The following is a 24716-nucleotide window of genomic DNA, read 5'->3' on the forward strand; positions in this document are numbered from 1 at the left end:
TCTTTAAAAGAAGTCGTAAAAAAATGAAGAGAACGAGGGTAATTTACGGCTGAAGGCCTGGATATCCGATTCCGATCCTAGTATTTCCCCCATCTCCGACTGCTCTTCCATATTCCTGTATCCCAAAAGCAAGGCGCTTAATGAGTTAATGGTTAAGCGGAGCCCTTTCTGTGGAGGATAGGTGCATTGGCTGCCAGCTTTAGGCCCGAAGAATTTCACTTCGCCGTCCGCTATCAAATAGGTGCCCGTATTCCAAGGGGCTGCCTCGTCCGAAACATGGAGGAAGACTTGCTGATTTGTTTCCAGAAACGGATACTGATTCAAAAATGATATGGCATCCACAATCCTGCCCATAAAATATGGAGAAAGTTCAACTTTTTGTTTTGGGTGCCCCAGAAAAAACGGCAACGGATCATAAACGGAAGTAGTCACTTCAACCTTATCCACCATGGAATCATGCTGGCAAATAAAATTCCATAACTGTATGCGGGCAATATGATCGACAGCAACATATTCATGAACATTCAACAGATTGTTTTTTAGTTTATATAATACATACCCTTTAGGTTCCTCATGTTCGTCATAATACACCGCGGCTGTCAAATCATGATATACATGGTCAAGCCACCAATCCCGGGGACGAACTAGCATGCAGGAATACCTCTGGGCATATTGGTCATAGACTGCCTCTATGTCATGATTATGTGAAGCCTTTGTCAGCCTTTTTATGCTTCCTCCACCTGCTTCTTTAATCATGCGTAAGCTGCCTTTTTCAATGGTCACTTTTTTATAGTCGGAAATGATTTCCCAGCCAAACCTCCGGTAGAAACCTATGTCAAAAGGATGCAGGAAGGATATGGACTGTCCTTTTCCCTTCATTTCCCTCAAAGCTTCGCTAATCAATTCCCTTACATGTCCTTGACGCCTGTACTCAGGGTAAGTCGCCACTCCGGCAATCCCGCCCATTTCCCACTCTTTGCTTCCAATCCAAACTTTTAATGGAAGGATATGAAGCTTGGCAGCAAGGTCTTCTCTTTCCCAAATCCCGAGTATGTGGTGCTTCTTCAACATTTCTTTTCTCTTTTCGATTTGGTCAGGAGGGACGTCATATTGAAATGCATACTCGGAAAGCTTTATCGCTCTCTCAAAATCCTCCTCCTGAAGTCTCTTTATCTCCATACGGTTTCCTCCCTGGCATTTATTCTCTCTGACAGATTCGTTGTCTGGCCATTCATTTCCTTCTGAATGCAGCCTAACCTTATAAATAAAAAATGCTGCCTCATGGCAGCATTTCACGGTCCAAAATCAGCTCCCCAAAATAGCTTTTATTAGGGAAGTTGTCTCTCCACCCTTATAAAGAACATACAAAAGGAAATAGACGATTACGCCTGTGATGGCAGTGAAAAACCAGACAATGCTCGTTATTGGGCCTAGTCTCCGGTGAAGAATCAATCTGTTCTTATACCCGCTCCACAGGGAAATGATTCCCAGTACAGCACCACTGGTAGCAAGGGTAATATGGAAAATCAGAAATAACGTATAGTAAATTTTAATGTCATCAGGGCCCCCGAACGATGTATTTCCAATAAAAATGGTCCGGGAAGCATAAATGACAAAGAATATGACAGCAAAAATACCGGCAAGCGTCATTGTTTTCTTATGTGCGTCCAGTTTGCGCTGCGAGATTTGCCACCAGCCAATTGCAACACAAATTGCGCTTATTACAATAAATGTTGTACTGAGGGTAGGAAGGACAGGAAGGTTTTGCATACTCATTTTCCTCTCTCTATTGAATATCTATTTCTGTTTTTTATTCTGCAGGTCTTGGCGCCTGATACATGGTATATTCATCTTCAGCCGGTTCATTTTCCTGTTCGCTTCGGTACCATGAGAAAAAGGCATGAGCCAGGACAACACCATAGACGATTTCCTGGATTATCTTCATTAGTACCCCTCCGAGCTGCTGATCTTCCAGCAGTGAAAGGGAACTGAACATTTCCGGGCCGCTCAGGTTCAATCCTGCCAAGGTTGATGCAGGTACACAAAGTTCAAGCGCTTGAGCCCATGCCTGAGGATCTGAAAAGGTAGCGTAAAGGGAAGTGTTTGCAAAGATAATCAAAGCACAGGCAGGTGTGATTAAAACACCATCGGCAAAAATATAGCCAACCTTTTTCAACCCGGATAATGTCTGGTGCTCAGGCAGAACATTTAGCAGCGGCCACCACATGGCGATGGCAAAGACGAATAGCATGGTAGTATAGGCTGCATGAAGCCACATATCGGTTTTCACCACATCAAAAATTAATGGGATATGGTAGAAGGAAAAGAATCCATTAAATAAAACCAGGGCAATAAGCGGTTTGGTCATAAACGCAAAGATCGGCTTAATGACCGGTTTATTTAAAACGCTTCTCCAAAGCCAATTGGGCATGCCAAGGATAAGGAACGGTGGGATTATCAGGTATAGTGCTGCCATTTGAATCATGTGGGCGTAAAACGTGATATGTCCTAATAAATCAAGCGGCGACCCCTTCACCACATAAAGCAGGACGATTCCCACCGTAAAGAACGCAATCTGTTTTTTGGTTCCTCGTGTTCCTCCATCGAACCTTCGATAGTGCTTAAGGACAATCAGATAGTAGGCAGCCAGAATCAACATGAGAGCCAGCAAATAAAAAGGGCTCCAATTGGCCCGAAAACCAAAAAGATCAAGAGAAAACATAATTATCACCTCATAGGAAATAAGGAAGCATTATTTTCATTATACCTTTTCCGGCTGCAGCACCGCAATGAAAGCACCTATCTTTTAAAAGGATGAAAAAACTTCCAAAGCTTACATTACAAGTTTTAAGCCGGTTACCTTGGCTAAACGTCCCGCTCCCGTTTCTATCATGGCGCTTGCCTTTTTTATAAAACGAAGAAAAAACCGGCCGGTTAACAGCCGATTTTTTCCTAGGAAATAATAGATTACCACCAGATGATTGTCGTGAAAGCCAGAATGGTCACAGCAGCCACTAGAACCCCTGAATAGAGGAAAAGCTGCACTGCCTCATGGCCTTTATGACTCATGTGCATAAAATAATACAATTGGAAAATTACCTGGACAACAGCCAAGAGAATGATAAACGGAGCAATAAACCAGCTTGAAAAGTCGCCGAAGCCCACTGCAGCGAACGCCATCAGCGTCAGGAAAATCATGAGAGAGAACGTGATAACCTGGTATCTCATTTCCTCTGCATTCTTCCTGCGCCGGTATTCGATATCAACTCTTGGGTTACCGGTAGTTGGTTGTTGATTCGCCATATTATCCCACCATTCCCATTAGATATACGACTGTAAAGATAAATACCCAAACTACGTCGATAAAATGCCAGTAAAGGCTGGCAACATAGAATTTTGGTGCCGTATAGAGGTCAAGTCCGCGCTTGGAGTTACGCACCATCAAGGTAATGAACCATGCAAGACCAAAAGCAACGTGTGCTCCGTGAAAGCCTACAAGTGTATAGAACGCAGAACCAAAAGCACTGCTTGTAAATGTATGGTGGAACTCATGAACATAATGATTAAACTCATAGATTTCCAGCCCAAGGAATGCAAATCCAAGCAATACTGTTATCCCCAGCCAAAGCTGCATCTTCTTAAAATCGAAATTTTTCATATGGTACATAGCGTACACACTTGTCAAAGAACTCGTTAATAGAATCATCGTCATCAAAAATACCAGCGGCATTTCGAATAGGTCTTTCGCAAGTGCATGGTCGGTACCCGGAACCTTATCCTTCAGTGCAAGGTAGGTCGCGAAGAGAGTGGCAAACAGCACCGTCTCTCCGCCCAGGAACAACCAAAAGCCCAAAAATTTGTTTTTCGCTTCAAGGGTAGATTTTTCAGGCGACGCAGGCCATGTTTCAGGTGTGAATTTTTCTTCAGCTTGCATTATGCCTTAACCCCCTTATCTTCATCTTCGAGTAAATCTTCTTTATGGATATGATAGCCATGGTCATCCTTTATCGAACGTACCATCATCGAACCGAACGTGATGGCCAAACCGGCAATCAATACAGGAAGACCCCAGGCATGATCAACACGGTACATCACACCAAAAGCGGCAATGAATAATCCTAAGGAAATCATGAATGGGATGAACGAATTATTCGGCATATGGATATCGCCAATTGGTTCGGCCGGTGTCATTTCTTTGTTCCCATTCATTTTTTCAATCCAGTAAGGGTCCAAACCGCGTACCAATGGAAGCTGCTTAAAGTTGTAGAATGGCGGCGGGGATGGAAGAGCCCACTCAAGAGTACGGCCATCGCCCCATGGGTCATTGCCAACCTTAACGTTTTTCACACTGGTAATAACAATATTGACAAGAAGTACAATCGTAGCAACAGCCATTAAAAAGGCCCCAATTGTCGAGATGAGGTTTCCAGTTTCCAGCCCCTGTCCTGGCAGGAATGTAAAGATACGGCGAGGCATACCTATCAGCCCAAGGAAATGCTGGATAAAGAAAGTAAGATGGAAACCTATCAGGAATAGCCAGAAGGTTATTTTACCCAAAAGCTCATTTAGCATCGTACCAAACATTTTCGGCCAGTAAAAATGTGTTCCTGCAAGCAATGCGAATACTACACCACCGACGATAACATAGTGGAAGTGTGCGACAACAAAGTAAGTATCGTGATACTGGTAGTCTGCAGCAGCCGCACCGAGCATAACCCCGGTTACTCCTCCCATAACGAAAGAAGGAATAAATGCAACAGCATACAGCATTGGGGTTGTGAACTTAATGCTTCCGCCCCACATTGTAAAAATCCAGTTGAAAATTTTAATACCTGTCGGCACGGCGATGGCCATTGTTGCTACAGCAAAAATCGCGTTCGCAATCGGTCCAAGGCCAGTTGTGAACATATGGTGAGCCCAGACCATGAAACCAAGGAATCCAATCAGGACTGTAGCGAACACCATGGATGAATATCCGAAAAGACGTTTTCTAGAGAATGTCGCAAATATTTCCGAGAAAATTCCGAAAGAAGGCAAGATGAGAATATACACTTCAGGGTGCCCGAAAATCCAGAAAAGGTGTTCCCAAATAATAGTATTTCCGCCCATTGTATGGTCGAAGAAGTTCGCTCCGAACATGCGGTCAAACGTCAAAAAGAATACACCGATCGTTAATGGAGGGAACGCGAACAAAATGAGTGCTGATGCTACAAAAGTAGACCATGTGAACAGCGGCATGCGCATATAGGTCATCCCCGGCGCACGCATGTTAATGATTGTTACGAGGAAGTTAATCCCTCCGATAAGTGTTCCAAAACCTGCAATCTGCAGCCCCAGTGCATAAAAATCGATTCCATGCCCTTCTGATGCCAAGGAAAGCGAAGCATAGGATGTCCAGCCTGCATCAGGCGCTCCGCCAAGGAACCATGAAAGGTTAAGGAAGATTCCGCCAAAGAAAAACAGCCAGAAACCCAGCGAGTTAAGGAACGGGAACGCCACGTCACGCGCACCGATTTGGAGCGGCATGACAGCATTCATAAATGCAAATAAAAGCGGCATGGCAGCAAGGAAAATCATTGTTGTTCCATGCATAGTAAGGATTTCGTTATAAAGACCCGCGCTTACAAAGTTATTGTTCGGTATTGCAAGCTGGATCCGGATGAACATTGCTTCCAATCCACCAAGGAGGAAGAAGAATCCACCGGCAATCAAGTAAAGAATGGCGATTTTTTTATGGTCTACCGTTGTCAGGTAGTCCCATATTACAGCGCCAACTCCTTTTTTCTGAGCATAGGTACTCACAGTTTTACCTCCCTTAAGTCCCCTATTATTCTTGGACCTTTAAGCCCATTAGGTATTCAGTAACCGCATCAATCTCTTCGTCGGACAGGTCGTATTTGCCTGTCATCTTGTTTCCTGGCTTGATTGCTTCAGGGTCTTTAAGCCATTTTTTTATGTTTTCTTCATTGTTTTCAAGTATACCGGCAACTAGTGTGCGGTTTCCAAAGTCGGTGAGGTTTGGACCCATCCGGGCTGCCTCAGGAGTTGTATTTGCAGGTGTTACAGCATGGCAGCCGATACAGCTGTTGTTGAAGACTTCCTGTCCAGCTTGTGCTTCTGCTGTCTCAGCCTGTACAGGCTCAGTCACCGCTTTCATATCTGTTACCCACTGGTCAAATTCGGCACGTGGAAGCGCCTTGACCTTAAAGTCCATCAATGCATGGGAAGGTCCGCAAAGCTCGGCACATTTCCCATAGAAAATCCTCCCCGCTTCATCGGCTGCTGCATCATCGAAGTTCAGCCAGAAGCGATTGATGTTTTCAGTGTTCGTATCCATTTTTCCGCCAACAGAAGGAATCCAGAATGAGTGCTTAACATCGGATGCGATCAAGTTGAAATAAACTTTTTCATCTGTAGGGACAATCAAATCCTGGCTGGTGACAATCTCCTCATTTGGATATTCAAACTCCCACCAGTAAAGGTTCGCACGGACATTGACGACCAATGCATCGGTTTTTCCATCCTCGTTCTTCTCGTCCATCGGAGACACATCGGCGAGCTTAAATGTAGCTGCGACAGTCGGAATGGCCAGAACGAAAACCAAAAGAATCGGGATGGCAGTCCAAATGATTTCAAGTTTATGGCTGCCTTCCACCTGTTTTGGGATCTCATTCTCGCTCTTCCGGCGGAAACGAGTGATAGCAATGATAAATAATACAGTTACGATTACGATAACCCCAACCATGATGGCTGTACTGAGCAACATGAGATCAAATTGCAATTGAGCAACTTCACCCGCTGGCTGCAGTGCAGACAGAAAAGGTTCTCCGCAGCCGGCCAAAAGGGCCATCACTGCAAATAACGGTAGCAGACGCCATTTCGCAAGCCTTTTCATAATTTTCTTCAAACCCCTCTTTCGTAAAGAATTCATTATATGATTCTGAAAATAATATATGGATAAATTCTCTCCAGGATGGACCCGAAGAGAAAGTCCTAACTTATGTGTGTTAAATCAAGGTGACAATCACCATTGCAACGAAAAGAATCGTGAGATATTGCAGGGAATAGACAAACATCAGTTTCGCCCATATTATATCATCCTTAAACTTTCGGGCATACACTCCCAGGGCCAGCCAGCCAATATTCAACGCTGTTGCCAGCACAAGGAACGGAATCCCCAGTTCTGTTAGCAGGAACGGCAGCGGCAGCAGGGCTGTAACCCACAAAACAATCGATTGTTTTGTCTTTTTGAATCCTTTAACCACTGGAAGCATTGGAATGTTTGCTGCACGGTATTCCTCCGCCCTTCTCATCGCAAGTGCATAGAAATGTGGCGGCTGCCAAATGAACATAATGAGAAACAGCACCCAGGCCATGACGTCAAGATTCCCGTCAACAGCGGCCCACCCAATTAATGGGGGAACTGCACCAGAGACGCTTCCGACAATCGTATTCGAGACATGCAGGCGTTTGGACCACATCGAGTAGAGGACAACATAGCTGAAAACGCCAATCAATCCAATGACACCTGCCGTTACAGTGGTCATGAAAAGAAGAAGTGAACCAATTCCAACCAGCAGGAAACCGAGCACCATTACTTTTACAGGCTCCACTTTCCCGGTGACTGTAGGTCGCCCTTTCGTTCTTTCCATCAAATGATCGATGTCACGGTCAATATAATTATTCAAGCTGCATGACCCGGCAATAATCAGGGATGATCCAATCAAGGTCAGAAATACAATATCCAGATTATCCAGGAAGCGCAAACCACTGAAATGGAGCGCGAGCCAAACCCCTGTAAAGGTTGTTATTGCATTGGAATTAACAATGCCGATTTTAATCAGGGCAAGGAAATCCTTCCATGCAGAAGTTTCGCCGACACCTGCTTCAAGGGTCTTTGGGCCGCCATCCACCACAGCTTCGCTGTAGGCTTTCGGACTCGACATTCTATATCCTCCTTTATATCAAATATAACTCCACAAAAGGTCTAGCCATCTATACGTACACTAAGCTAGTTATTACTATATTCATCATGGAAAAGGTGATAAATGTTTGCGTAGAAAAATAAACACTCCTGATGTATATTAAATCACACTTTAACTAGTTTTTGTGAATTTTTTTTGAACAAAATGTAGATGTTTTGTGACAAGACGGTTAAATGCAGCTGCCTGTAAAGCCTGAGTCAATTTTCCTCCTTCATTAGAAGAGAACATCTATTAAAACTAATATTTATGCCGGTGAAAATTATGTATTTTCCAATAATATTTAACTTTCTTAAGTATTATTCATTTTTAGTTTCCAGCCTATCCTCCCTGTTTACCTTATTACTATCAAAACTGGGAGAAACAAGCAACTCTTTTGACTCGGCCATCCCTATATTTGAGTATTGAATAATACCGCGGGATTGTGTACTATCGATAAGTATGGAGCCTAACTTCCTTGTCCTTTTATTCGAAAACTCGATATGATGGATAGGGACGGACTCCTTCAAACACATCAACATTCATTATAATTGCATACGGACCATATGACAACTCATCGAATTACTAAACAAGCAGGTGACTAAATTGAAACGATCCTTAAAATGGCTTGCCGTCCTCACAACGATCGGCATGCTCTTCGTATTGCTCGGCGGTGCACTTGTGACCAAGACCGATTCCGGCATGGGATGCGGCCGCTCCTGGCCGCTTTGCAATGGAGAGCTTATACCTTCCGAAATCACACCGGAACTTGTAATTGAATTTGCACACCGCCTTGTCTCCGGGGCCCTTGGAATCATGGTGCTTGTCCTCTCTATCTGGACATGGAAATCAATTGGGCATATTCGCGAGACAAAGTTTCTTGCATTTCTTTCCTTCTTCTTTATCCTTCTTCAAGGATTGATTGGCGCGGCTGCTGTTGTTTGGGGACAGAATGACTTCATCCTCGCTCTCCATTTCGGAATATCGCTTATTTCTTTCGCAGCTGTACTGCTTTTGACCTTGCTGATTTTTGAAGTAGACAAAAAGTTCGATGCCAAGAGCCTTGTGATTGATAAGAGAATGTCCTTTCATATCATTGGAATAACTGTATACAGTTACATTGTCGTTTATACTGGTGCGCTGGTCCGCCATACTAATGCAAGCCTTGTCTGCCCTGACTGGCCTCTTTGCGTGAACACGGCTCCAGGATTTCCTGAAAATATGTATGAATGGGTTCAAATGGGCCACCGGGGTGCTGCAGGACTGATATTTATCTGGATTTCCTATGTCACTATCCTGGCAGTGCGCCATTATAAACACCAGAAAGTGATTTACTGGGCTTGGGTTATATCATTCATCCTCGTTTCGCTGCAGGTTATTGCCGGAGCGCTGGTAATTTTCACAAGGCTCAACCTTTATATTGCCTTGGCACACGCGTTCTTTATTTCCTGCCTCTTCGGAGTCCTGAGCTACATGATCCTTCTGCTTTCAAGAAACAAAAGAAACGCTGTGCTTACAGGCCAATCAGCGGAGAGCGTACCAAATACCAAAATCATTACGCCTACTCAATAAAAAAGAGCTGCCATTCGGCAGCTTTTTTTATGACTAATTTATGCAAACTAGGACTTCACCCTGAAACCGCCTTGCCACGTGGCTGGGGCAGGCTTTGGCTCTTCCCCCTCTTTTTGGTGTTTATATTTTTCCTCAAACTTCACAAACATGGAAACATTGACAAGTATCCCCATCGCAACGGCCATCTGAAGAAGGGAAGATCCTCCGTAACTGACAAAAGGAAGTGTAACGCCTGTTAACGGGATAATCCCTGTTGCTCCGCCAAGGTTAATGAACGACTGAATTCCAATCATGCTGGAAATGCCTATGGCCAATAGACTCCCAAACGGGTCTTTACACTTGAGGGCAATTAAAATGCCTCTTAATACAATGAAGGCCAGGCTAAGAACCACAAACCCCACTCCGAATATCCCAAGTTCTTCCGAAATCACCGCAATAATGAAGTCTGTATGAGCCTCGGGCAGGTAGCCCAGCTTCTGCACACCCTGACCCAACCCAAGTCCTGTAATGCCTCCCGAGCCAATCGCATAATAGGAGTTGGCCAGCTGGTAGCCGGTATCCGCCTCGTCAGAAAAAGGATCACTATAGGAGGTCAGCCTGGCCATCCGTTTTTCGGAAAAAATTTCATTTTGCATCAGAACAGCCATAGGGGCTACTACACAGAAAACAATAAGGATCAGTCTAATAATGTTTTTCAAATTCATGCCAGAAGACAGAATAATCGTCGAAGCAATCAGGAATATAATACCGGCTGTACCGAAGTCGGGCTGTACCGCAACGAGCAGGCAGACTAGGGACAAATACACAAGCGGAGGCACAACCCCTTTGTTGAATTCATTTATGTAGGATTGTTTCTTCGCATATACAGCCGATAAGTAGATGATGACGCTAAGCTTGGCAAACTCGGAAGGCTGTATGCTCCGGGCACCAACCTCAATCCAGCTGAGTGCATTGCCCGCTACCTTGCCGACCACAAACAGGACGCAAAGCCCTATCAAAGACGCCATCACCATCGGAAGGAGGATCTTTGTGCTCTTCATGGCCTTATACGGAAACAGGGCCATAAAAACGAACACAACGGCTGCCATAAGCAAATTGATCTTTTGTTTCTCGTAAAAAAAGTCACTCGGTACACCGTGCCACGTCACCAGACTTGCACTGTAAACCATGACAAGCCCGAATAAAGATAAGAGGGCAATAACAATGATTAAGGAGTAATCATAGGATCGTACAATTTTTTTGAACATCGTCTCTTCCCCATCTTCCAAGTTGTTTTAACTATTCTACCAATGCTGTGAATTTCCTACCATGAAAATGGAAGTTGACAAAAAAACTCAAACAATTCCATTGAACTGTTTGAGTTTTAAGCGTCCTATTTACGCGTAGAAGCTTCATGAAGGGCTGATAGTTCGCGTTCCAGCTCACCCAGGATTTGTTTCCCTTCCGACTCTTCAATTAAACCTAATCTAACGGCAAAATCTATTTCCCTTGATAATCCAAACATTTGCGTATCCAGAACCTCTTCATAGAGAGGACATTGGGGCATTGTGAGGTTATCCATCTGTACTTTAATAAGTTTTAATATTTTATCAGCGTCGGCCTTCAATATGGCCTGGGCTTTCTCCTGATGATTAACGATCATTTCGGACGCCAACATTGATCCCCCCGTTTCCGAGCATAACCCAATCCTTCTATAAATTTTACCGGTTAATCCGTAAAAAAGCAAGACTATTAAATATTCATGAACTTAATTTGACCTTCCTGATTTCAGTGAAAATGACAATTCCCTGCATTACCGTTATACTTAAGTTATCTACCTTAGTCGTTTTTTATGAAGGGAGCACAATCATGGAGACAATTATACCGATTCGCGGAAAAGTTACTTATCCCATCACACTGGATCCTGGCGTCTGGATCTTTGATGACAGGAAAGCCGACCTGGATACATATTTCCAAAACCCGGAGGAGGCAGATGACGAACTTGAACGTTATACAAAATCGATTTCTGCCCATTGGGACAGGGAAATCATGGAGGGAGCAGTATTCCCGCCCACACTCAAAAGCGAAAAAAAGTATGAAAAGCAAAAAATCCTGGAGGGAACTTTCGGCATTCCGCTTAAACCTTTCCTGAATAACGCAGGTATAACAGCGGATGCATCCCATTTAGTCATAGAACATGCCGAAGGTGAAACAGAATTGCCTTTGGAGGAAGCCTATAATATCATACTTGGCTTTTCCAAAGACGGTAAGCCGCTGACCGAAGACGGGCCTGTCCATGTCTATTATGGCGATGGATCCAACAAGGATAATCCAGTCAAACATGTCAGGCAATTTCGGATTAAATAAGAAAAGCGCAAGCGCCTTCGGAACAATCTAAAGGCGGATTGTTCCTGAGATGCTTATTCATAGAAGCTTCCCTTAATGCTCAGCCCCGACCAGCATAAGACGCTCCAGAATAGAAGGCGTCCTTTGCCTTCAATTTTGGAGTGGCTTATGACCTCGAGGGGCTGGGCGCTGGAGCTGGACAGTTATCTAGGAGCAGAACCGTATATCTCTATTTGAATAAACGGACTGAAGCCAGTCCGTTTATTTGAGGAGGTCTGCCGCCAGCTGGGCAAGTGCAGACCTTTCCCCCTTCACCAGCTTTACATGGCCTGAAATTTCCTGATTCTTGAACTTCTCGACCACGTATGTAAGCCCATTGTTATAGGCATCCAAGTAAGGGTGGTCAATTTGATCCGGATCTCCCATGAGCACGATTTTGCTTCCCTCGCCAACACGTGTCAAAATGGTTTTGATTTCGTGTTTTGTCAGATTTTGCGCTTCATCAATAATGATAAACTGATCAGGAATGCTTCTACCCCTTATATAGGTCAGTGCCTCTACCTCAATTGATCCCATGCCAGCCAATATCGCATCCAGCTCACCTGGCTTTTTCGTGTTGAATAAAAACTCCAGATTGTCAAATATCGGCTGCATCCACGGCCGCAGTTTTTCCTGTTTTTCCCCGGGAAGGAACCCAAGATCCTTTCCTACCGGAACAATCGGCCTGGCCACCAAAAGCTTTTTGTATCTGCCCATATCCTCCGTCTGGTATAGCCCGGTGGCAAGCGCCAGGAGCGTTTTGCCTGTACCGGCTCTCCCGGTTAGCGTCACTAATGGCAAATCTGTCCGAAGCAGCAGTTCGAGGGCCATTACCTGTTGGACGTTCCGCGCCCTTATTCCCCAAATTTGTTTTGCTTCGTGGTCAAAAATTAATTTTCGCAAATATTTCTTCTTCTTGTCCACAATTCCAATCCCTGAAGCGGAACTGCCAAGAAGGTCTCTTAACAGCACAAACTGATTAGGATAAAAGGGTTGGCTAGCCACTTCTCCGAGGGTAAGTTCGCCTTTCTCATAAAACTTGTTCAGCAGAGATGTTTCTACATATACTTCCGTGAACCCCGTATGAAGATCGTCCCTTTCCACCACCCTGTCGCTTAAGAAATCCTCTGAAGTCAGGCCGATTGCATCTGCTTTCACCCTTACAAGAGCATCCTTGCTGACAAGGATAACTGGCCTTCCCGCTTCCTTTGTCTGCTCTTCCAAAGAGAGGTTCTTGGCTACAGCAAGGATCCGGTTATCATTGGTTTTTTCAACAAAAATCTCCTGAAGCTGATGAAAGGAACGGTGGTTAAGTTCAATTCTCAATGTCCCCCCACTTTCAAGGAGTATTCTCTCATGCAGCTTCCCTGTCTCCCTTAGCCCGTCAATAAGCCTGGACACCTGCCTGGCATTTCGCCCAATCTCATCCATATACCGTTTTTTTGAATCCACCTCTTCAAGAACCACTGCTGGAATGACTACTTCATTATCCTGGAAGGAAAAAATGGCATGTGGGTCCTGCAGCAGGACGTTAGTGTCAAGTACGTATATTTTTGTCAAATTTCTGCCTCCTACGCTCCTGATTTATGGGCCGCCAAACCACCATCGGCGGGGACTTTGGTAAAATATATGTTTTTCGGTATAAAGATAGACTGGATTTTGCACAATACCTTGTAGGCGAATCATTTTGTTAACCAATTTTCTTACTCGGGAAACCAGGTCTCTTTACAATATGATAAAAGGGGTGCTCAGGATGAAACATGTATTAATGATTTTTACATTGATTCTGTTGACGGCAGGCTGCGGAGCCGGCAACAATACAGCCAGGGAGCAGCAAGATGACAGGGTTGGCGTTAAGAACACAGCAATTGAACATGAAGACAGACAGCAAGATGTCGATAAGGCCAATTACCTCGCACAGCTTGCCGAAAGGGTTCCAGATGTAGAGAACGCTACAGCCATCGTCATCGGCAATGTAGCGGTAATAGGCATAGATGTGGACGCCAACCTGGAACGTTCCGAAGTTGGGTCCATTAAATATTCAGTTGCCGAAAGCATGAAGGATGACCCGCATGGAGCTGGAGCCATCATTATTGCTGACCCTGACATGAATGCAAGGCTGAGGGAAGTTGCGGAGGATTTTCGGGTTGGCAGGCCATTGCAGGGAATCCTGAACGAACTGGCCGATATTACTGGAAGGCTGATGCCGGAAGTACCTGCAGACCTTATTGACCCTCATTCCGATAAAGCCCCGCAGCAGCCAGACGGAAAGCTGGATAACCAGGAGCAGCAGAACCTTGAACAGAAACAGGACCGGCAATCAAAACAACACATGAATAACAATCCAAGCGGAAAACAGGAGTCTAACCGGCAGAATCAGCCCCAATAACTATATTTCTTACGGTTTTCCGGACCTAATCAAGGGCGCGGGGCCGGTTTTCTGCATAAAAAAAAGCTTAGTCCAGCGGGGCTAAGCTTTTCTCATGGCCTCCATTATTTGTCTGTCCAGCCGGGATGCGGCTTCTTTATCATACGTTTTATCATAACCAGGCTCGGTCACTATTTTTGAACCGTAAAACATAACATCCCGAACTTCTTCAATCTTCATTTCAACGAGTGACATTTTTAGTGGGATACCGCTTAGCTTCTCTTCTTTAACCGCCGCGCTCCCCTGGATCGAAAAAGTGGATTCGTTGGCAATCAGGCTAATGGCTGCCTTGTTATTTTCCTTGATATTTTCAATGATGCGAGAGCGGGAATCTACTGCAATAAGGATTGTCTGCTCATCCTTGGCCAATAGCCAGGAGATGGCACTGACATTGGGTCCCCCTGTTTCATGGTCAATTGTCGCAATCGTTACAAACCGTTCAGACTGTAATTCATCGAATAATGCTTTTGTCAGTTTTGTTTCCACTTCATTCGCCATTATCCTTCCTCCTTACACTAATCTCATCTTACTACGGCAAAAGCGGAAGGGCAAATTATGTGTTATTCTCGATTCCATGCACTCAGGTGATATACTATAATAGATATCAGCAAATAATAGAACCGAAGCATGAGGTGAAAATTTTGAGAGTAAAGTGCGTAATATGCGATAAAATTGAGTCCATAAATGATGACACACTACAGGCCAAACAGCTCAGGAACAGGCCCATTCATACCTACATGTGCAACCCGTGCCACGAACGGATAGCAGCAAACACGAAGAAACGCATGGCAACTGGCAACTTCCGACTGTACAGATCCCCTGCGGAAAACAATGAATGGTAATGATGACATGACAAAAAACCAGTGTGCGGCGGCACACTGGTTTTTTACATGATAAGAAAGGCGCTTGGGCTTTTCTATTCTTCAGGGTAGTTGGGGTACTTTTCCGGCTCGCCATTGATTTGGTCAATCATGACTTCAATCAAATCCCGCGGAAATCGGTATGTCTTGTCCTCCCCATTCTTTTCAAGGGATACATAGTACATTTGCTCATCGGTTTTCACTTCCGGCACCTGTACGCCATGTTCATCAGCCAGGATTTCTTCGAACAGGGCTTTCGTATCGACAGCAGCTGTATCTTCAGGCCGTTCATCAACGACGACTTTTATGGTCAGCCAATTATAAATGGCATCCTGCAGCGAATTCATTTCGAATCACCTCAACCTGCATCCATTTCCTGCTTTTTATGCAGGCGGAGACGCATTTTATAAATTATCAGGATCAGCGCTGCCACTACAAGTCCTTCTGCCATGGGTAAAAATACCCCCAGGGCAGTCAGCACTGTACACCCCAGAATAAGAAAGAGGTAAATCAATACTGACTTTCCGATTGGAAGCGTCTTAGCAAAACCCAGCTTGTATACGAGAATACTCAGAAGTGTAATCGTTAAATAGAGCATCCACATACCGAGCTCGGGGTTTTCATCTACTCTATACAATGCCGCAAAAAAACTTAGACGCTGGCTTATATCCATACTGCTTCCCCCTATTTATCTTGCTCTGCGTATTTCTTCTTCTTCGCAATCCGTTCACGTTCATTTTTATCAAGAATTTTCTTCCGCAGACGGATGGATTCCGGAGTTACTTCACAGTATTCATCGTCATTCAAATACTCAAGAGATTCCTCCAGGGTCATGATCCGCGGCTTTTTAATGACCGAAGTTTGATCCTTGTTGGCAGAGCGAATATTCGTGGCTTGTTTTACTTTTGTGATGTTGACAGTAATGTCATTTTCACGAGTATGCTCGCCGACAATCATTCCCTCATAAATTTCGGTTCCAGGCTCGACAAAAATAGTTCCTCGATCTTCTACGCCCATTATACCATAAGTGGAAGCTTTTCCGCTCTCCATTGAGACCAGAACACCCTGCCTCCTGCCACCTACCTGGCCTTTCTGCATCGGCTGGTAGCTGTCGAAGGTATGGTTGATGATTCCGTATCCACGTGTCAATGTCAGGAACTCTGTTGTATACCCAATCAGCCCGCGAGCAGGGACATTGAATATTAACCGGACTTGCCCGCTGCCGTTGTTAATCATATCGAGCATTTCACCTTTTCGTGCTCCAATGGACTCCATAACTGAACCTGTATTCTCTTCAGGAACGTCAATCTGTACGCGTTCAATCGGCTCGCAGCGCACACCGTCGATTTCCCTGACAATAACTTCAGGCTTGGATACTTGAAGTTCATAGCCTTCACGGCGCATGTTTTCAATCAGAATGGAAAGATGCAGTTCACCGCGGCCGGAAACAATCCACTCATCCGGGGAATCGGTATTGTCAACACGCAGGGAGACATCCGTCTGCAGCTGTGCACGAAGTCTTTCTTCAATTTTCCGTGCTGTCAGGTACTTTCCTTCTTTGCCGGCAAAAGGACTATTGTTAACAAGGAAAGTCATCTGGAGGGTAGGCTCGTCAATTCGAAGAACTGGCAGTGCGTCCTGGTGTTCGACGGGACATACTGTTTCCCCAACATTGATATCTTCCATTCCGGAAACAGCAATCAAGTCTCCAGCTTTAGCTTCCTGGATTTCTTCCCGCTTCAAGCCAAAGAAACCAAACATCTTGGTTACCCTGAATTGCTTTACAGAACCATCCAGCTTCATCAATGCAACCTGCTGGCCCACTTTCATTGTTCCGCGGAATACACGGCCAATGCCGATACGGCCAACATAGTCGTTATAATCAAGGAGTGCCACCTGGAACTGAAGCGGTTCTTCCTGGTTGTCAACCGGGGCTGGAATATGGTCCAGAATCGCTTCGTAAAGAACTTCCATGTTTTCATCCTGTTTGTCCGGTGTCATGCTCGCCGTTCCATTGATTCCAGAAGCATATACCACCGGGAATTCCAACTGGTCTTCGTCCGCTCCAAGCTCAATGAACAAGTCAAGGACTTCATCCACGACTTCGCCAGGACGGGCAAAATCACGGTCAATCTTATTTACAACTACAATTGGAGTCAAGCGCTGCTCCAATGCTTTCTTTAATACGAAACGGGTTTGCGGCATGCATCCCTCATAGGCATCCACAACAAGAAGGACGCCATCAACCATTTTCATGATTCGTTCAACTTCGCCGCCGAAATCTGCGTGTCCAGGTGTGTCTAGGATATTGATCCTTTTATCTTTATATTTAATTGCCGTGTTCTTGGCAAGAATCGTAATTCCGCGTTCTCTTTCAATGTCATTGGAATCCATCGCGCGCTCTTCAACCGCTTCATTGGCGCGAAATGTTCCGGCCTGTCTTAAAAGCTGGTCAACAAGTGTCGTTTTTCCATGGTCAACGTGGGCAATGATGGCTATATTGCGAATATCTTCTCTTAATTTCAAAAAAGTCAACCGCCTTTATCTCAAATATGTTATCATTTTTTTACAACTGAGTTATTATACCACAAATACATGAAAAACCTAAAAATTTTTCAAATAACTGTCTGGAGGGGGATTATAATGAAACAAATAAACTGGTTCTTTTTATTTTTGGCAATTGCGGCTGCGTCATGCATGATTGGGGTTGGAATAGCAATTGGAGAGGATAGCATGGCCGGTGCACTTGCCTCCATTGCCGGACTGGTGGTTGTTATGGGATATGGTTTCAAGACCAAAAAGAAGCTGAGGGAAAACGGAGAAATGTAAAAAGGCCAGAAATGGCCTTTTTTGTTGTTGCTTTATGAATCGGGGAGGCGGATTCTGACTCGGACCTTGACTTTTTTGTCGAGGGTAGCCAACTGAGGCGGGTATTCGGACTCCAACCTCGACTTTCACCCCGAAGCTGTCCGAATGAAACAGGTAATTGGCCAGGAACTCCTCTTTATCACCTAGAATCCCTTAACACCGGCCTTACCATTTTCCGTCTTTAAGATATTTTCTTAATATCTCTTCGTGAAGTCCCGGCTTGGCCACAAACACAGAGTTTTCCTTCAATAAGTCCAGCGGTTCTCCTCGTAAATTGGTGGCCACGCCTCCAAGCTCCTCGATCATGATGATCCCTGCAGCAAAATCCCATGGAGACAGCCTTGGGGTGATATACGCGTCAATTCTTCCACTTGCGACATAAACCATTTCCATTGCAGCTGAGCCATACGACCTCGTTCCCCTCACATCCCTTACAAGAGGCGCAAGGAGTTCACGGGGTAGCCTGCGATTTTCAATTACCCACATTGCATTCATGGCGACAATGGACTCGGAGACCCCTCTTTCTTCAAGGCGCGGCAGCTTTTCTCCGTTCATCGTAACGCCTTCGCCTTTAACGACATGATATAATTCATCGTGGACCACATCGTAGATCAGGCCGATTTTCCCTGTGCCGTTTTCATAAATACCTACGGAAATAGCAAAGTTCCGCTGCTGATGGATAAAATTCATTGTGCCGTCTATTGGATCAATGATCCAAACAATTCCGGACAGCTTTTCTATGCTGTCACCGTAGCCTTCTTCCCCAAGGATTTTATGCTCAGGAAATCGTTCATTGATTTTTTCAATAAAAAAGCGCTCTATTTCCTGGTCGATATTGGTAACCAGGTCATTAGGGTTTGATTTTGTTGTGATATTCAGCGTTTTTGGAAAGGAAGTCCGAATCCGCTCCCCTGCCTCTTTTATCCACTGCTTTGCATATGTATCGATCTCTTGAATTGTCGCTGGCATCGTGCTTCCCCCTGTTTCTGCTTGCATTTATTTCCTTTTAAAAAGATTAGATTCAGCTTATCGAAAATATTTTATCGCTTCAAGTATTTTTACCTCTGATTTCAAAAATGCTAAAAATAATAAACGAACCCCTCGCTTTCCCAGGAGTTCGTTTTCATTGTTCCCGCATTTTCATTTTCCCATTAATCATTTTATTTTACCCAATCCTTTTTGTTAGTGAACTTGCTTCTATAATATACGGATTAGAGAGCTTTTAACTTTACCAGCTCCTGGCGGATTCTTTCAAGCTTTTGCTTGCATTCCTTTACCTTTGACTGGTTGGATTCACCCATTGCCTCAAACAGGGTTGCGAGTTCATAATCCATTTCCAGTCTTAAAACGGCCTTTCTTTGCTGTTCACCTGTCTTTTTCTTTGTCGAATTGACCAGCTGTTTCACATCTATGCACTCCTTCATTCAATTAGTAATGAATTGTTTTAATATTCTATGAGCTTCTAGTGGACGATGCAACAAATTTGTGTGTTTACCTATAAGCCTTGCCGCTTCAATATTGACACCTGGTTTGCTACAATATTCTACAAAGCTTAGGAGGTTTTGAAAATGACATTTTCCGGTTTTACAGACAAAGACTTTGAAGTATTTACAATAGATGGACTTGACGAACGCATGGAAGCTTTAAAGCAGCATATTCGTCCTAAACTCGAGGAACTTGGCAGCCATTTCACACCCCAGCTTTCGAGCCTGGTTGGAGACGAGATGTATTATCATGTAGCCAAACATGCCCGGAGGACCAAAAACCCGCCCAACGATACGTGGGTAGCTTTCGCTGCCAATCCTCGCGGCTATAAAATGATGCCGCACTTTCAGATTGGACTTTGGGAAACCCATTTGTTTGTGTGGTTTGCTCTCATTTATGAAGCTCCGAATAAAGAAAAGTTTGGCAAGCTGCTTGAAAGAAATGCGGATACTATATTCAGCCAAACACCCGAAGATTTTGTGTGGTCAACAGACCATACAAAACCAGATGTCATTCCGCAAAGCGGGCTTTCCAAAGATGAATTGCTCTCTCTTTTCAACCGATTGCAAACAGTTAAAAAGGCTGAAATCCTTTGTGGTTATCAAATTCCCCGGGATAAGGCCATCACCCTTAGTTCGGATGAATTAATTGAAAAAATTGAGGTTGTATTTAAAACTTTATTACCCCTTTACAAATTGGCATAAACCTTGCCTGCTCTATTCCGGGCTCATGGAAAAGCCTATTTTAAAGGGGTCTTTGAAGCAGCATAGCAGGGTATGGATCCGGTGAAAATAATATAAAAACGGCCTGTTGGCCGTTTTTTCACTTCATTCTGATTCTGTCTCCTTCCGAGGCTTCCCTGGCTTTTTTGACTGTCCTATAGGAAGAATAGCCGCTTTCTTCCTCGAATTGGGCAAAAAGCTGCTTCTCCTCAGACTTGCTCGGTACAATTTCCTTGAAGCGGCGATAAGCCGTCATCAGTCGTTCACGTTCAATCCCTTTTTCATAAGCTTGCTCAATTTGTTCAAAAAAATGAATGACATCAATTATCTCATCTGTTGACCAGGTATGGTCAAGGGGATATTGGTATTCCATGTTTCGCACCTTCTTTTATATGCTTTTTTGTTGATTGTTACATATAAAGGCATGAGGTGCAACTTGCAGAAACCCTATTCTCCCCACTTCTTTCTGATCGCCTCTGCGTCGCAGATAAGGCGGTCAATAAGTTCACCGACCGAAGGAACATCCTTAATAAGTCCCATGACCTGGCCCGCCCAGGCAAAGCCCTGGCTTTCCTCTCCATCGTATATATATTTTTTGTTGGCCTCACCGCTGATAAAATCTTTTAGTGCCTCATATTTGCCGTACTTTTCTTCCAGTTCAAGGATTTTTTCTGTCCAATCGTTGGCAATCGCTCGTGCAGGTGCTCCTATCGACCGTTTAATCACCACCGTATCATTTTCACTTCCCTCAACAAGCCGAGTTTTATAAATTTCATTGGCATGCACGCACTCCTTCGTGGCAATAAACCTTGTTCCCATCTCAATGCCTTCGGCCCCAAGGCTCAAAGCGGCCATCAACCCCCTGCCATCCCCTATGCCCCCTGAAGCAATAACCGGTATGCCCACGGCATCTACCACACTGGGGATGAGGACCATTGTCCCAGTATCATTCCGGCCTAGGTGCCCTCCTCCTTCCTGGCCGACCACCATGACAGCATCGGCTCCAAGTTCCTCCGCTTTTTGGGCCTGCCTTTTTGCAGCGACGAGTACGAGTTTTTTTGTGTCCGTCCCTTCCAGCTGTTCAAATATTGGCGCCGGATTTCCTCCTGTCATGGTAATGACCGGCACTTCCTCTGCAATCGCCACATCAAGGAAATGTGCAAAAGGCCTTCCATGCTGACCTATGGCAAAATTGACGCCAAAGGGTTTGTCGGTCAAACTCTTTAATTTAAGGATTTCCTCTCTTAAGTCAGCAGGGCTTTTCAGCGACATAGCTGTAATTTGTCCCAGTCCTCCTGCATTGCAGACGGCTGCCGCCAGGTCCGAATAGGCAAGGTACGCCAGACCTCCTTGAATAATTGGATATTTAATGCCCAGCAATTCCGTGACTTTGGTTTCCCATTTCATCCTTTTACATCTCCTTTCTTTTCCCATATTCGACTTTTAGCGGCATTTTCCCTTTTATTCATTCAAAACAAGGGAATGAATAAGAAGGAACTCCATTTATGGCAGACAGCGATAATTTTCTATGCAAAGGGTATGAATAGTGCTATAATGCAATTTGTTTTGAAAAAATGGATGAAAAAAGTAACTTAAAATAAAGAGGTGTACAAGCCATTGTTGTCCCAAAATCAAACACCATTATTCACTGCATTGAAAGAACATGCAAAAAAGAACCCTGTCCAGTTCCATATACCGGGCCACAAAAAAGGAAGCGGCATCGATCCTGAATTCAGGGAATTTATCGGCGATAATGCTTTGTCTATCGACTTAATCAACATTGGGCCGCTGGACGACCTTCATTCCCCAAAAGGGATCATTAAGCAAGCACAGGATTTAGCTGCCAAGGCATTTGGCGCTGATTACACCTTTTTCTCTGTCCAGGGAACAAGCGGAGCAATCATGACCATGATTATGACCGTATGCGGGCCAGGGGACAAAATCATCGTCCCTAGGAACGTCCATAAATCTGTTATGTCAGCTATTGTGTTCTCAGGCGCCATCCCGATATTCATCCATCCTGAGATCGATGAAAAGCTGGGAATCTCACATGGGATCACAACGGATGCTGTCCAGAAAGCACTTGAACAGCATCCTGACGCCAAGGGAGTCCTTGTGATCAACCCAACCTACTTTGGCGTGGCTGCCGATTTGAGGCAGATTGTCCAAATTGCCCATTCCTTTGACGTCCCCGTTTTGGTTGATGAAGCGCACGGGGTCCATATCCATTTCCACGATGAACTGCCGCTGTCTGCCATGCAGGCAGGTGCTGACATGGCTGCAACAAGTGTCCATAAACTTGGCGGGTCCATGACTCAAAGTTCTATCCTTAATGTGAAGGAAGGGCTGGTTTCTCCTAAGCGTGTGCAATCCATCATTTCGATGCTGACCACAACATCCACTTCCTATCTCTTGCTGGCTTCGCTGGATGTGGCACGCAGAAGGCTGGTGACGGAAGGAAGAGAACTGATTGGTGCCACAATCAGGCTGGCCCAGTCCATCAGGGAACGGGTAAACAAAATTGACCATCTTTATTGTGTCGGCGAAGAAATTCTTGGAAGGAAAGCCACTTTTGACTATGATCCAACAAAGCTGATCATTTCAGTAAAAGACCTTGGAATTACAGGTTATGATGCTGAAAAGTGGATGCGTGAAACATTCAATATTGAAGTTGAGCTCTCTGATTTGTATAACCTGCTTTGCATTATTACACCAGGCGATACGGAAACTGAAGGAGATACGCTGGTCCGTGCTCTCGAAGCATTATCCGCTGAATTTCACCATAGAGCCGAAAAGGTCCATGCCAAGGTTTTCCTGCCTGATATCCCGCTGCTGGCATTGACCCCTAGGGATGCCTTTTATGCAGATACGGAAGTGATACCATTTGCCGAGTCAAGCGGAAGGATCATTGCCGAGTTTGTCATGGTTTATCCCCCAGGAATCCCGATTTTTATTCCAGGGGAAATCATCACGGATGAGAACCTTCAGTATATCAAGATGAATGTCGAGGCGGGACTCCCCGTACAAGGCCCTGAGGACGACCAGCTTCAGATGATTCGTGTAATTAAGGAACACAAAGCCATTAGATAAGACTGGGACTTTGAGTAATTCATGGTTGTTATAAAAAAAAGAGGGTATGCGAGAATAATCGCATACCCATTTATTTTTATTATCTTTCCTGTTGGTGTTCGTGGCAGCATTCACATTTGTTGGAATAAAGAACTGAAACCTTTTCATCTTCGAAGTGGTCAATTGTAGAATTGCAAGTTTGGCATACGATAGTTCCCATCTTTTCAAACCCCTTTTCATTCGAATTGTAAGCTTTCTGAAAGCGTTTTAGTATCTTTAAATCAATAATAATATAACATTATTAACTTTTCAAGCCTTATTTGTATAACACATTAAATTTTTTTGCTGGTTATAAATAATCAAATCTATATTTATATGTACTGAAACTTAAATAGGATAACTTAAAAAAACAGGCCTGCGGACGGCCTGTTTTTTAACTTCTATTCATATTGAGTGGCAAAGGGAACAGCAGGCAGCGTTTCCTGAAAAAACTCAGCCAAATCGGAAGCCTGTTTTACATCCTGGATCCTAAAGATTTTTTGGAGGTAATCAATATTATCAAGGTCTGCTGGATCGAGGAGGGTTGAACGCCCAGTCTGCATGCATACAACGAGCGGTTTACCGAAAAACATATTGGTGTACACGATGCCAAAATCATAGCGGGTGTCATCTGTAGTAAAACCGACAAATCTCACCTTTACCTTCTCGTGTTCATCATAAAGCTTTTCGAACAGATTCATCAGCCATCTCCTCCTTTTATAATATTTAGAATATTATAACATATTATTGCATAAACATGCAACTTTAATCTTGGATGTTGTCGGTGTATTTTTCAAGTGCTAGAATGGTAGTAAAGAGAATTGGAGAATTAGGGGGATGGCCAATGTCCAGCAACGCATATATTAAGCTAGTGCCTTCATCTGTGAAGAAAACGGTTACAACAGAAGAGGTACAGGAGTTGTTTCATTATTATAAAGAAATCACAGCCAAAACCGGCGACCAGCTTGGATGGAGCTATGAAGCATCTGCTTTCCCTTATGAAATCAAGGAGAAAGAAAGCGGGAAAGGAACCTGGTTTTATCTTGAATCACAACTTGACCGCTACAATCTCATCCTCATGGGTATCGACAAAGAGACAATCTTCGATGATAGCGGAAATGAACGGGAACAAACATACATACAAATCACCCTTCCTGAAACAGCAACAGCCGGCGATAAAGGGAAGGCCAATGAATTTTGCAAATTCCTGGCTAAAAAGTTACAGGGAGAGCTGCATTTATTTAATGGCAGGATCATGTACTTTTATCCCCGAAAATAATAAATGGCCATATGGCCATTTTTTTTTTTTTTTGCTTAAATGACTCGCCCTTATCGTCAGATTTGCAAA

At 44.3% G+C, this 24716-nt stretch carries 29 protein-coding genes; 8 read left to right on the forward strand and 21 right to left on the reverse strand.

What is annotated here, in order from left to right; all coding sequences use genetic code 11:
• Window positions 1-3: 3 nt before the first annotated feature.
• From WQ57_RS03065 to cyoE, 8 genes are all read right to left on the reverse strand, one after another.
• Window positions 4-1179 carry a GNAT family N-acetyltransferase gene (locus WQ57_RS03065; RefSeq protein WP_046522256.1) on the reverse strand — a complete coding sequence of 392 codons (1176 nt, stop codon included), beginning with the start codon at window positions 1177-1179 and terminating at the stop codon, window positions 4-6.
• Between the two features lie 126 nt (window positions 1180-1305).
• A complete protein-coding gene (locus WQ57_RS03070; protein ID WP_046522257.1) occupies window positions 1306-1770 on the reverse strand; it encodes a DUF420 domain-containing protein in 465 nt (154 codons plus the stop codon).
• Between the two features lie 40 nt (window positions 1771-1810).
• A complete protein-coding gene (ctaG, locus tag WQ57_RS03075; RefSeq protein WP_046522258.1) occupies window positions 1811-2722 on the reverse strand; it encodes a cytochrome c oxidase assembly factor CtaG in 912 nt (303 codons plus the stop codon).
• Window positions 2723-2967: 245 nt separating this feature from the next.
• On the reverse strand, window positions 2968-3303 hold the full coding sequence (gene ctaF / locus WQ57_RS03080; RefSeq protein WP_046522259.1) for a cytochrome c oxidase subunit IVB: 336 nt from the start codon (window positions 3301-3303) through the stop codon (window positions 2968-2970).
• A 1-nt stretch (window position 3304) separates the two neighbouring features.
• A complete protein-coding gene (locus tag WQ57_RS03085) occupies window positions 3305-3934 on the reverse strand; it encodes a cytochrome (ubi)quinol oxidase subunit III (protein ID WP_046522260.1) in 630 nt (209 codons plus the stop codon).
• Window positions 3934-5802 carry a cytochrome c oxidase subunit I gene (gene ctaD, locus WQ57_RS03090; RefSeq protein WP_046522261.1) on the reverse strand — a complete coding sequence of 623 codons (1869 nt, stop codon included), beginning with the start codon at window positions 5800-5802 and terminating at the stop codon, window positions 3934-3936. The genes WQ57_RS03085 and ctaD overlap by 1 nt, the downstream gene beginning before the upstream one ends.
• Window positions 5803-5827: 25 nt before the next feature.
• The gene (coxB, locus tag WQ57_RS03095; protein ID WP_046522262.1) at window positions 5828-6895 is read right to left on the reverse strand and encodes a cytochrome c oxidase subunit II; all 1068 of its coding nucleotides are present in this window, start codon (window positions 6893-6895) and stop codon (window positions 5828-5830) included.
• A gap of 112 nt (window positions 6896-7007) precedes the next feature.
• The gene (cyoE, locus tag WQ57_RS03100; protein ID WP_046522263.1) at window positions 7008-7946 is read right to left on the reverse strand and encodes a heme o synthase; all 939 of its coding nucleotides are present in this window, start codon (window positions 7944-7946) and stop codon (window positions 7008-7010) included.
• Window positions 7947-8567: 621 nt separating this feature from the next.
• On the opposite strand from cyoE, the gene WQ57_RS03105 reads away from it, so the two are divergent.
• On the forward strand, window positions 8568-9533 hold the full coding sequence (locus WQ57_RS03105; protein WP_046522264.1) for a COX15/CtaA family protein: 966 nt from the start codon (window positions 8568-8570) through the stop codon (window positions 9531-9533).
• Between the two features lie 47 nt (window positions 9534-9580).
• On the opposite strand, the gene WQ57_RS03110 is transcribed toward WQ57_RS03105, so the two are convergent.
• Window positions 9581-10780, reverse strand: a complete 1200-nt coding sequence (locus WQ57_RS03110; protein ID WP_046522265.1) for an FtsW/RodA/SpoVE family cell cycle protein — start codon at window positions 10778-10780, stop codon at window positions 9581-9583.
• A 125-nt stretch (window positions 10781-10905) separates the two neighbouring features.
• On the reverse strand, window positions 10906-11187 hold the full coding sequence (locus WQ57_RS03115) for an Fpa/YlaN family protein (protein ID WP_046522266.1): 282 nt from the start codon (window positions 11185-11187) through the stop codon (window positions 10906-10908).
• 194 nt (window positions 11188-11381) lie between these two features.
• On the opposite strand from WQ57_RS03115, the gene WQ57_RS03120 reads away from it, so the two are divergent.
• Window positions 11382-11879, forward strand: coding sequence for a molybdopterin-binding protein (locus tag WQ57_RS03120; protein ID WP_046522267.1), 498 nt, complete (start codon window positions 11382-11384; stop codon window positions 11877-11879).
• Between the two features lie 240 nt (window positions 11880-12119).
• Here the strand turns inward: WQ57_RS03120 and WQ57_RS03125 are convergent, their stop codons facing one another.
• A complete protein-coding gene (locus WQ57_RS03125) occupies window positions 12120-13457 on the reverse strand; it encodes a PhoH family protein (RefSeq protein WP_046522268.1) in 1338 nt (445 codons plus the stop codon).
• Window positions 13458-13650: 193 nt separating this feature from the next.
• On the opposite strand from WQ57_RS03125, the gene WQ57_RS03130 reads away from it, so the two are divergent.
• Entirely contained in the window at window positions 13651-14286 is a 636-nt protein-coding gene (locus WQ57_RS03130) for a YhcN/YlaJ family sporulation lipoprotein (RefSeq protein WP_046522269.1), read from the forward strand.
• An 81-nt stretch (window positions 14287-14367) separates the two neighbouring features.
• Here WQ57_RS03130 and WQ57_RS03135 read toward each other — a convergent pair whose 3' ends face one another.
• The gene (locus WQ57_RS03135; protein ID WP_046522270.1) at window positions 14368-14823 is read right to left on the reverse strand and encodes a pyridoxamine 5'-phosphate oxidase family protein; all 456 of its coding nucleotides are present in this window, start codon (window positions 14821-14823) and stop codon (window positions 14368-14370) included.
• Between the two features lie 143 nt (window positions 14824-14966).
• Between WQ57_RS03135 and WQ57_RS26080 the strand changes: the two genes are divergently transcribed.
• Window positions 14967-15167, forward strand: a complete 201-nt coding sequence (locus WQ57_RS26080; RefSeq protein ID WP_084820133.1) for a YlaI family protein — start codon at window positions 14967-14969, stop codon at window positions 15165-15167.
• A gap of 74 nt (window positions 15168-15241) precedes the next feature.
• Here the strand turns inward: WQ57_RS26080 and WQ57_RS03140 are convergent, their stop codons facing one another.
• The 3 genes from WQ57_RS03140 to typA are packed head-to-tail and all read right to left on the reverse strand — an operon-like array spanning window position 15242 to window position 17711.
• The gene (locus WQ57_RS03140; protein WP_046522271.1) at window positions 15242-15532 is read right to left on the reverse strand and encodes a hypothetical protein; all 291 of its coding nucleotides are present in this window, start codon (window positions 15530-15532) and stop codon (window positions 15242-15244) included.
• 11 nt (window positions 15533-15543) lie between these two features.
• Window positions 15544-15858 carry a YlaH-like family protein gene (locus WQ57_RS03145; protein ID WP_046522272.1) on the reverse strand — a complete coding sequence of 105 codons (315 nt, stop codon included), beginning with the start codon at window positions 15856-15858 and terminating at the stop codon, window positions 15544-15546.
• A gap of 11 nt (window positions 15859-15869) precedes the next feature.
• Complete coding sequence (gene typA / locus WQ57_RS03150) at window positions 15870-17711, reverse strand: translational GTPase TypA (protein ID WP_046522273.1); 1842 nt, start codon at window positions 17709-17711, stop codon at window positions 15870-15872.
• 117 nt (window positions 17712-17828) lie between these two features.
• On the opposite strand from typA, the gene WQ57_RS03155 reads away from it, so the two are divergent.
• Window positions 17829-18014, forward strand: coding sequence for a YlaF family protein (locus WQ57_RS03155; RefSeq protein WP_046522274.1), 186 nt, complete (start codon window positions 17829-17831; stop codon window positions 18012-18014).
• Between the two features lie 204 nt (window positions 18015-18218).
• Here the strand turns inward: WQ57_RS03155 and WQ57_RS03160 are convergent, their stop codons facing one another.
• Together WQ57_RS03160 and WQ57_RS03165 are read right to left on the reverse strand one after the other, a co-directional pair.
• Window positions 18219-19022 carry an inositol monophosphatase family protein gene (locus tag WQ57_RS03160; RefSeq protein WP_046522275.1) on the reverse strand — a complete coding sequence of 268 codons (804 nt, stop codon included), beginning with the start codon at window positions 19020-19022 and terminating at the stop codon, window positions 18219-18221.
• 242 nt (window positions 19023-19264) lie between these two features.
• Window positions 19265-19459 carry a hypothetical protein gene (locus WQ57_RS03165; RefSeq protein ID WP_046522276.1) on the reverse strand — a complete coding sequence of 65 codons (195 nt, stop codon included), beginning with the start codon at window positions 19457-19459 and terminating at the stop codon, window positions 19265-19267.
• A 162-nt stretch (window positions 19460-19621) separates the two neighbouring features.
• On the opposite strand from WQ57_RS03165, the gene WQ57_RS03170 reads away from it, so the two are divergent.
• Window positions 19622-20242 (forward strand): YktB family protein, encoded by a 621-nt coding sequence (locus WQ57_RS03170; RefSeq protein ID WP_046522277.1) that lies wholly within the window; start codon window positions 19622-19624, stop codon window positions 20240-20242.
• Window positions 20243-20360: 118 nt separating this feature from the next.
• Here WQ57_RS03170 and WQ57_RS03175 read toward each other — a convergent pair whose 3' ends face one another.
• Entirely contained in the window at window positions 20361-20633 is a 273-nt protein-coding gene (locus WQ57_RS03175; protein WP_046522278.1) for a UPF0223 family protein, read from the reverse strand.
• Window positions 20634-20707: 74 nt separating this feature from the next.
• Entirely contained in the window at window positions 20708-21667 is a 960-nt protein-coding gene (locus tag WQ57_RS03180; RefSeq protein WP_046522279.1) for an NAD(P)H-dependent flavin oxidoreductase, read from the reverse strand.
• A 213-nt stretch (window positions 21668-21880) separates the two neighbouring features.
• Here WQ57_RS03180 and WQ57_RS03185 point away from each other — a divergent pair, with 213 nt between their 5' ends.
• Window positions 21881-23350: an aminotransferase class I/II-fold pyridoxal phosphate-dependent enzyme gene (locus WQ57_RS03185; protein WP_046522296.1), complete on the forward strand. Its 1470-nt coding sequence runs from the start codon at window positions 21881-21883 to the stop codon at window positions 23348-23350.
• Between the two features lie 79 nt (window positions 23351-23429).
• On the opposite strand, the gene WQ57_RS26085 is transcribed toward WQ57_RS03185, so the two are convergent.
• On the reverse strand, window positions 23430-23549 hold the full coding sequence (locus WQ57_RS26085; RefSeq protein WP_084820132.1) for a GapA-binding peptide SR1P: 120 nt from the start codon (window positions 23547-23549) through the stop codon (window positions 23430-23432).
• 220 nt (window positions 23550-23769) lie between these two features.
• Window positions 23770-24069 (reverse strand): DUF3055 domain-containing protein, encoded by a 300-nt coding sequence (locus tag WQ57_RS03190; RefSeq protein ID WP_046522280.1) that lies wholly within the window; start codon window positions 24067-24069, stop codon window positions 23770-23772.
• A gap of 143 nt (window positions 24070-24212) precedes the next feature.
• Here WQ57_RS03190 and WQ57_RS03195 point away from each other — a divergent pair, with 143 nt between their 5' ends.
• Window positions 24213-24647 (forward strand): DUF1885 family protein, encoded by a 435-nt coding sequence (locus WQ57_RS03195; protein ID WP_046522281.1) that lies wholly within the window; start codon window positions 24213-24215, stop codon window positions 24645-24647.
• Window positions 24648-24716: the final 69 nt, after the last annotated feature.

Origin of the sequence: Mesobacillus campisalis (assembly GCF_000986785.1) — a bacterium.
Lineage (GTDB): Bacteria > Bacillota > Bacilli > Bacillales > Cytobacillaceae > Mesobacillus_B > Mesobacillus_B campisalis.

Bases quoted from the DNA above. Each gene is read 5' to 3' on its own strand.
- WQ57_RS03160 (WP_046522275.1), bottom strand. From the start codon at position 19,022: ATGCCAGCGACAATTCAAGAGATCGATACATATGCAAAGCAGTGGATA.
- WQ57_RS03155 (WP_046522274.1), top strand. From the start codon at position 17,829: ATGAAACAAATAAACTGGTTCTTTTTATTTTTGGCAATTGCGGCTGCG.
- WQ57_RS03180 (WP_046522279.1), bottom strand. From the start codon at position 21,667: ATGAAATGGGAAACCAAAGTCACGGAATTGCTGGGCATTAAATATCCA.
- coxB (WP_046522262.1), bottom strand. From the start codon at position 6,895: ATGAAAAGGCTTGCGAAATGGCGTCTGCTACCGTTATTTGCAGTGATG.
- WQ57_RS03190 (WP_046522280.1), bottom strand. From the start codon at position 24,069: ATGAATCTGTTCGAAAAGCTTTATGATGAACACGAGAAGGTAAAGGTG.
- ctaF (WP_046522259.1), bottom strand. From the start codon at position 3,303: ATGGCGAATCAACAACCAACTACCGGTAACCCAAGAGTTGATATCGAA.
- WQ57_RS03195 (WP_046522281.1), top strand. From the start codon at position 24,213: ATGTCCAGCAACGCATATATTAAGCTAGTGCCTTCATCTGTGAAGAAA.
- WQ57_RS03065 (WP_046522256.1), bottom strand. From the start codon at position 1,179: ATGGAGATAAAGAGACTTCAGGAGGAGGATTTTGAGAGAGCGATAAAG.
- WQ57_RS03110 (WP_046522265.1), bottom strand. From the start codon at position 10,780: ATGTTCAAAAAAATTGTACGATCCTATGATTACTCCTTAATCATTGTT.
- WQ57_RS03170 (WP_046522277.1), top strand. From the start codon at position 19,622: ATGACATTTTCCGGTTTTACAGACAAAGACTTTGAAGTATTTACAATA.
- ctaG (WP_046522258.1), bottom strand. From the start codon at position 2,722: ATGTTTTCTCTTGATCTTTTTGGTTTTCGGGCCAATTGGAGCCCTTTT.
- WQ57_RS03140 (WP_046522271.1), bottom strand. From the start codon at position 15,532: ATGAATTCGCTGCAGGATGCCATTTATAATTGGCTGACCATAAAAGTC.
- cyoE (WP_046522263.1), bottom strand. From the start codon at position 7,946: ATGTCGAGTCCGAAAGCCTACAGCGAAGCTGTGGTGGATGGCGGCCCA.
- WQ57_RS03070 (WP_046522257.1), bottom strand. From the start codon at position 1,770: ATGCAAAACCTTCCTGTCCTTCCTACCCTCAGTACAACATTTATTGTA.
- WQ57_RS26085 (WP_084820132.1), bottom strand. From the start codon at position 23,549: ATGGGAACTATCGTATGCCAAACTTGCAATTCTACAATTGACCACTTC.
- WQ57_RS03085 (WP_046522260.1), bottom strand. From the start codon at position 3,934: ATGCAAGCTGAAGAAAAATTCACACCTGAAACATGGCCTGCGTCGCCT.
- WQ57_RS03130 (WP_046522269.1), top strand. From the start codon at position 13,651: ATGAAACATGTATTAATGATTTTTACATTGATTCTGTTGACGGCAGGC.
- WQ57_RS03145 (WP_046522272.1), bottom strand. From the start codon at position 15,858: ATGGATATAAGCCAGCGTCTAAGTTTTTTTGCGGCATTGTATAGAGTA.
- WQ57_RS03120 (WP_046522267.1), top strand. From the start codon at position 11,382: ATGGAGACAATTATACCGATTCGCGGAAAAGTTACTTATCCCATCACA.
- WQ57_RS03135 (WP_046522270.1), bottom strand. From the start codon at position 14,823: ATGGCGAATGAAGTGGAAACAAAACTGACAAAAGCATTATTCGATGAA.
- WQ57_RS03175 (WP_046522278.1), bottom strand. From the start codon at position 20,633: ATGGAATACCAATATCCCCTTGACCATACCTGGTCAACAGATGAGATA.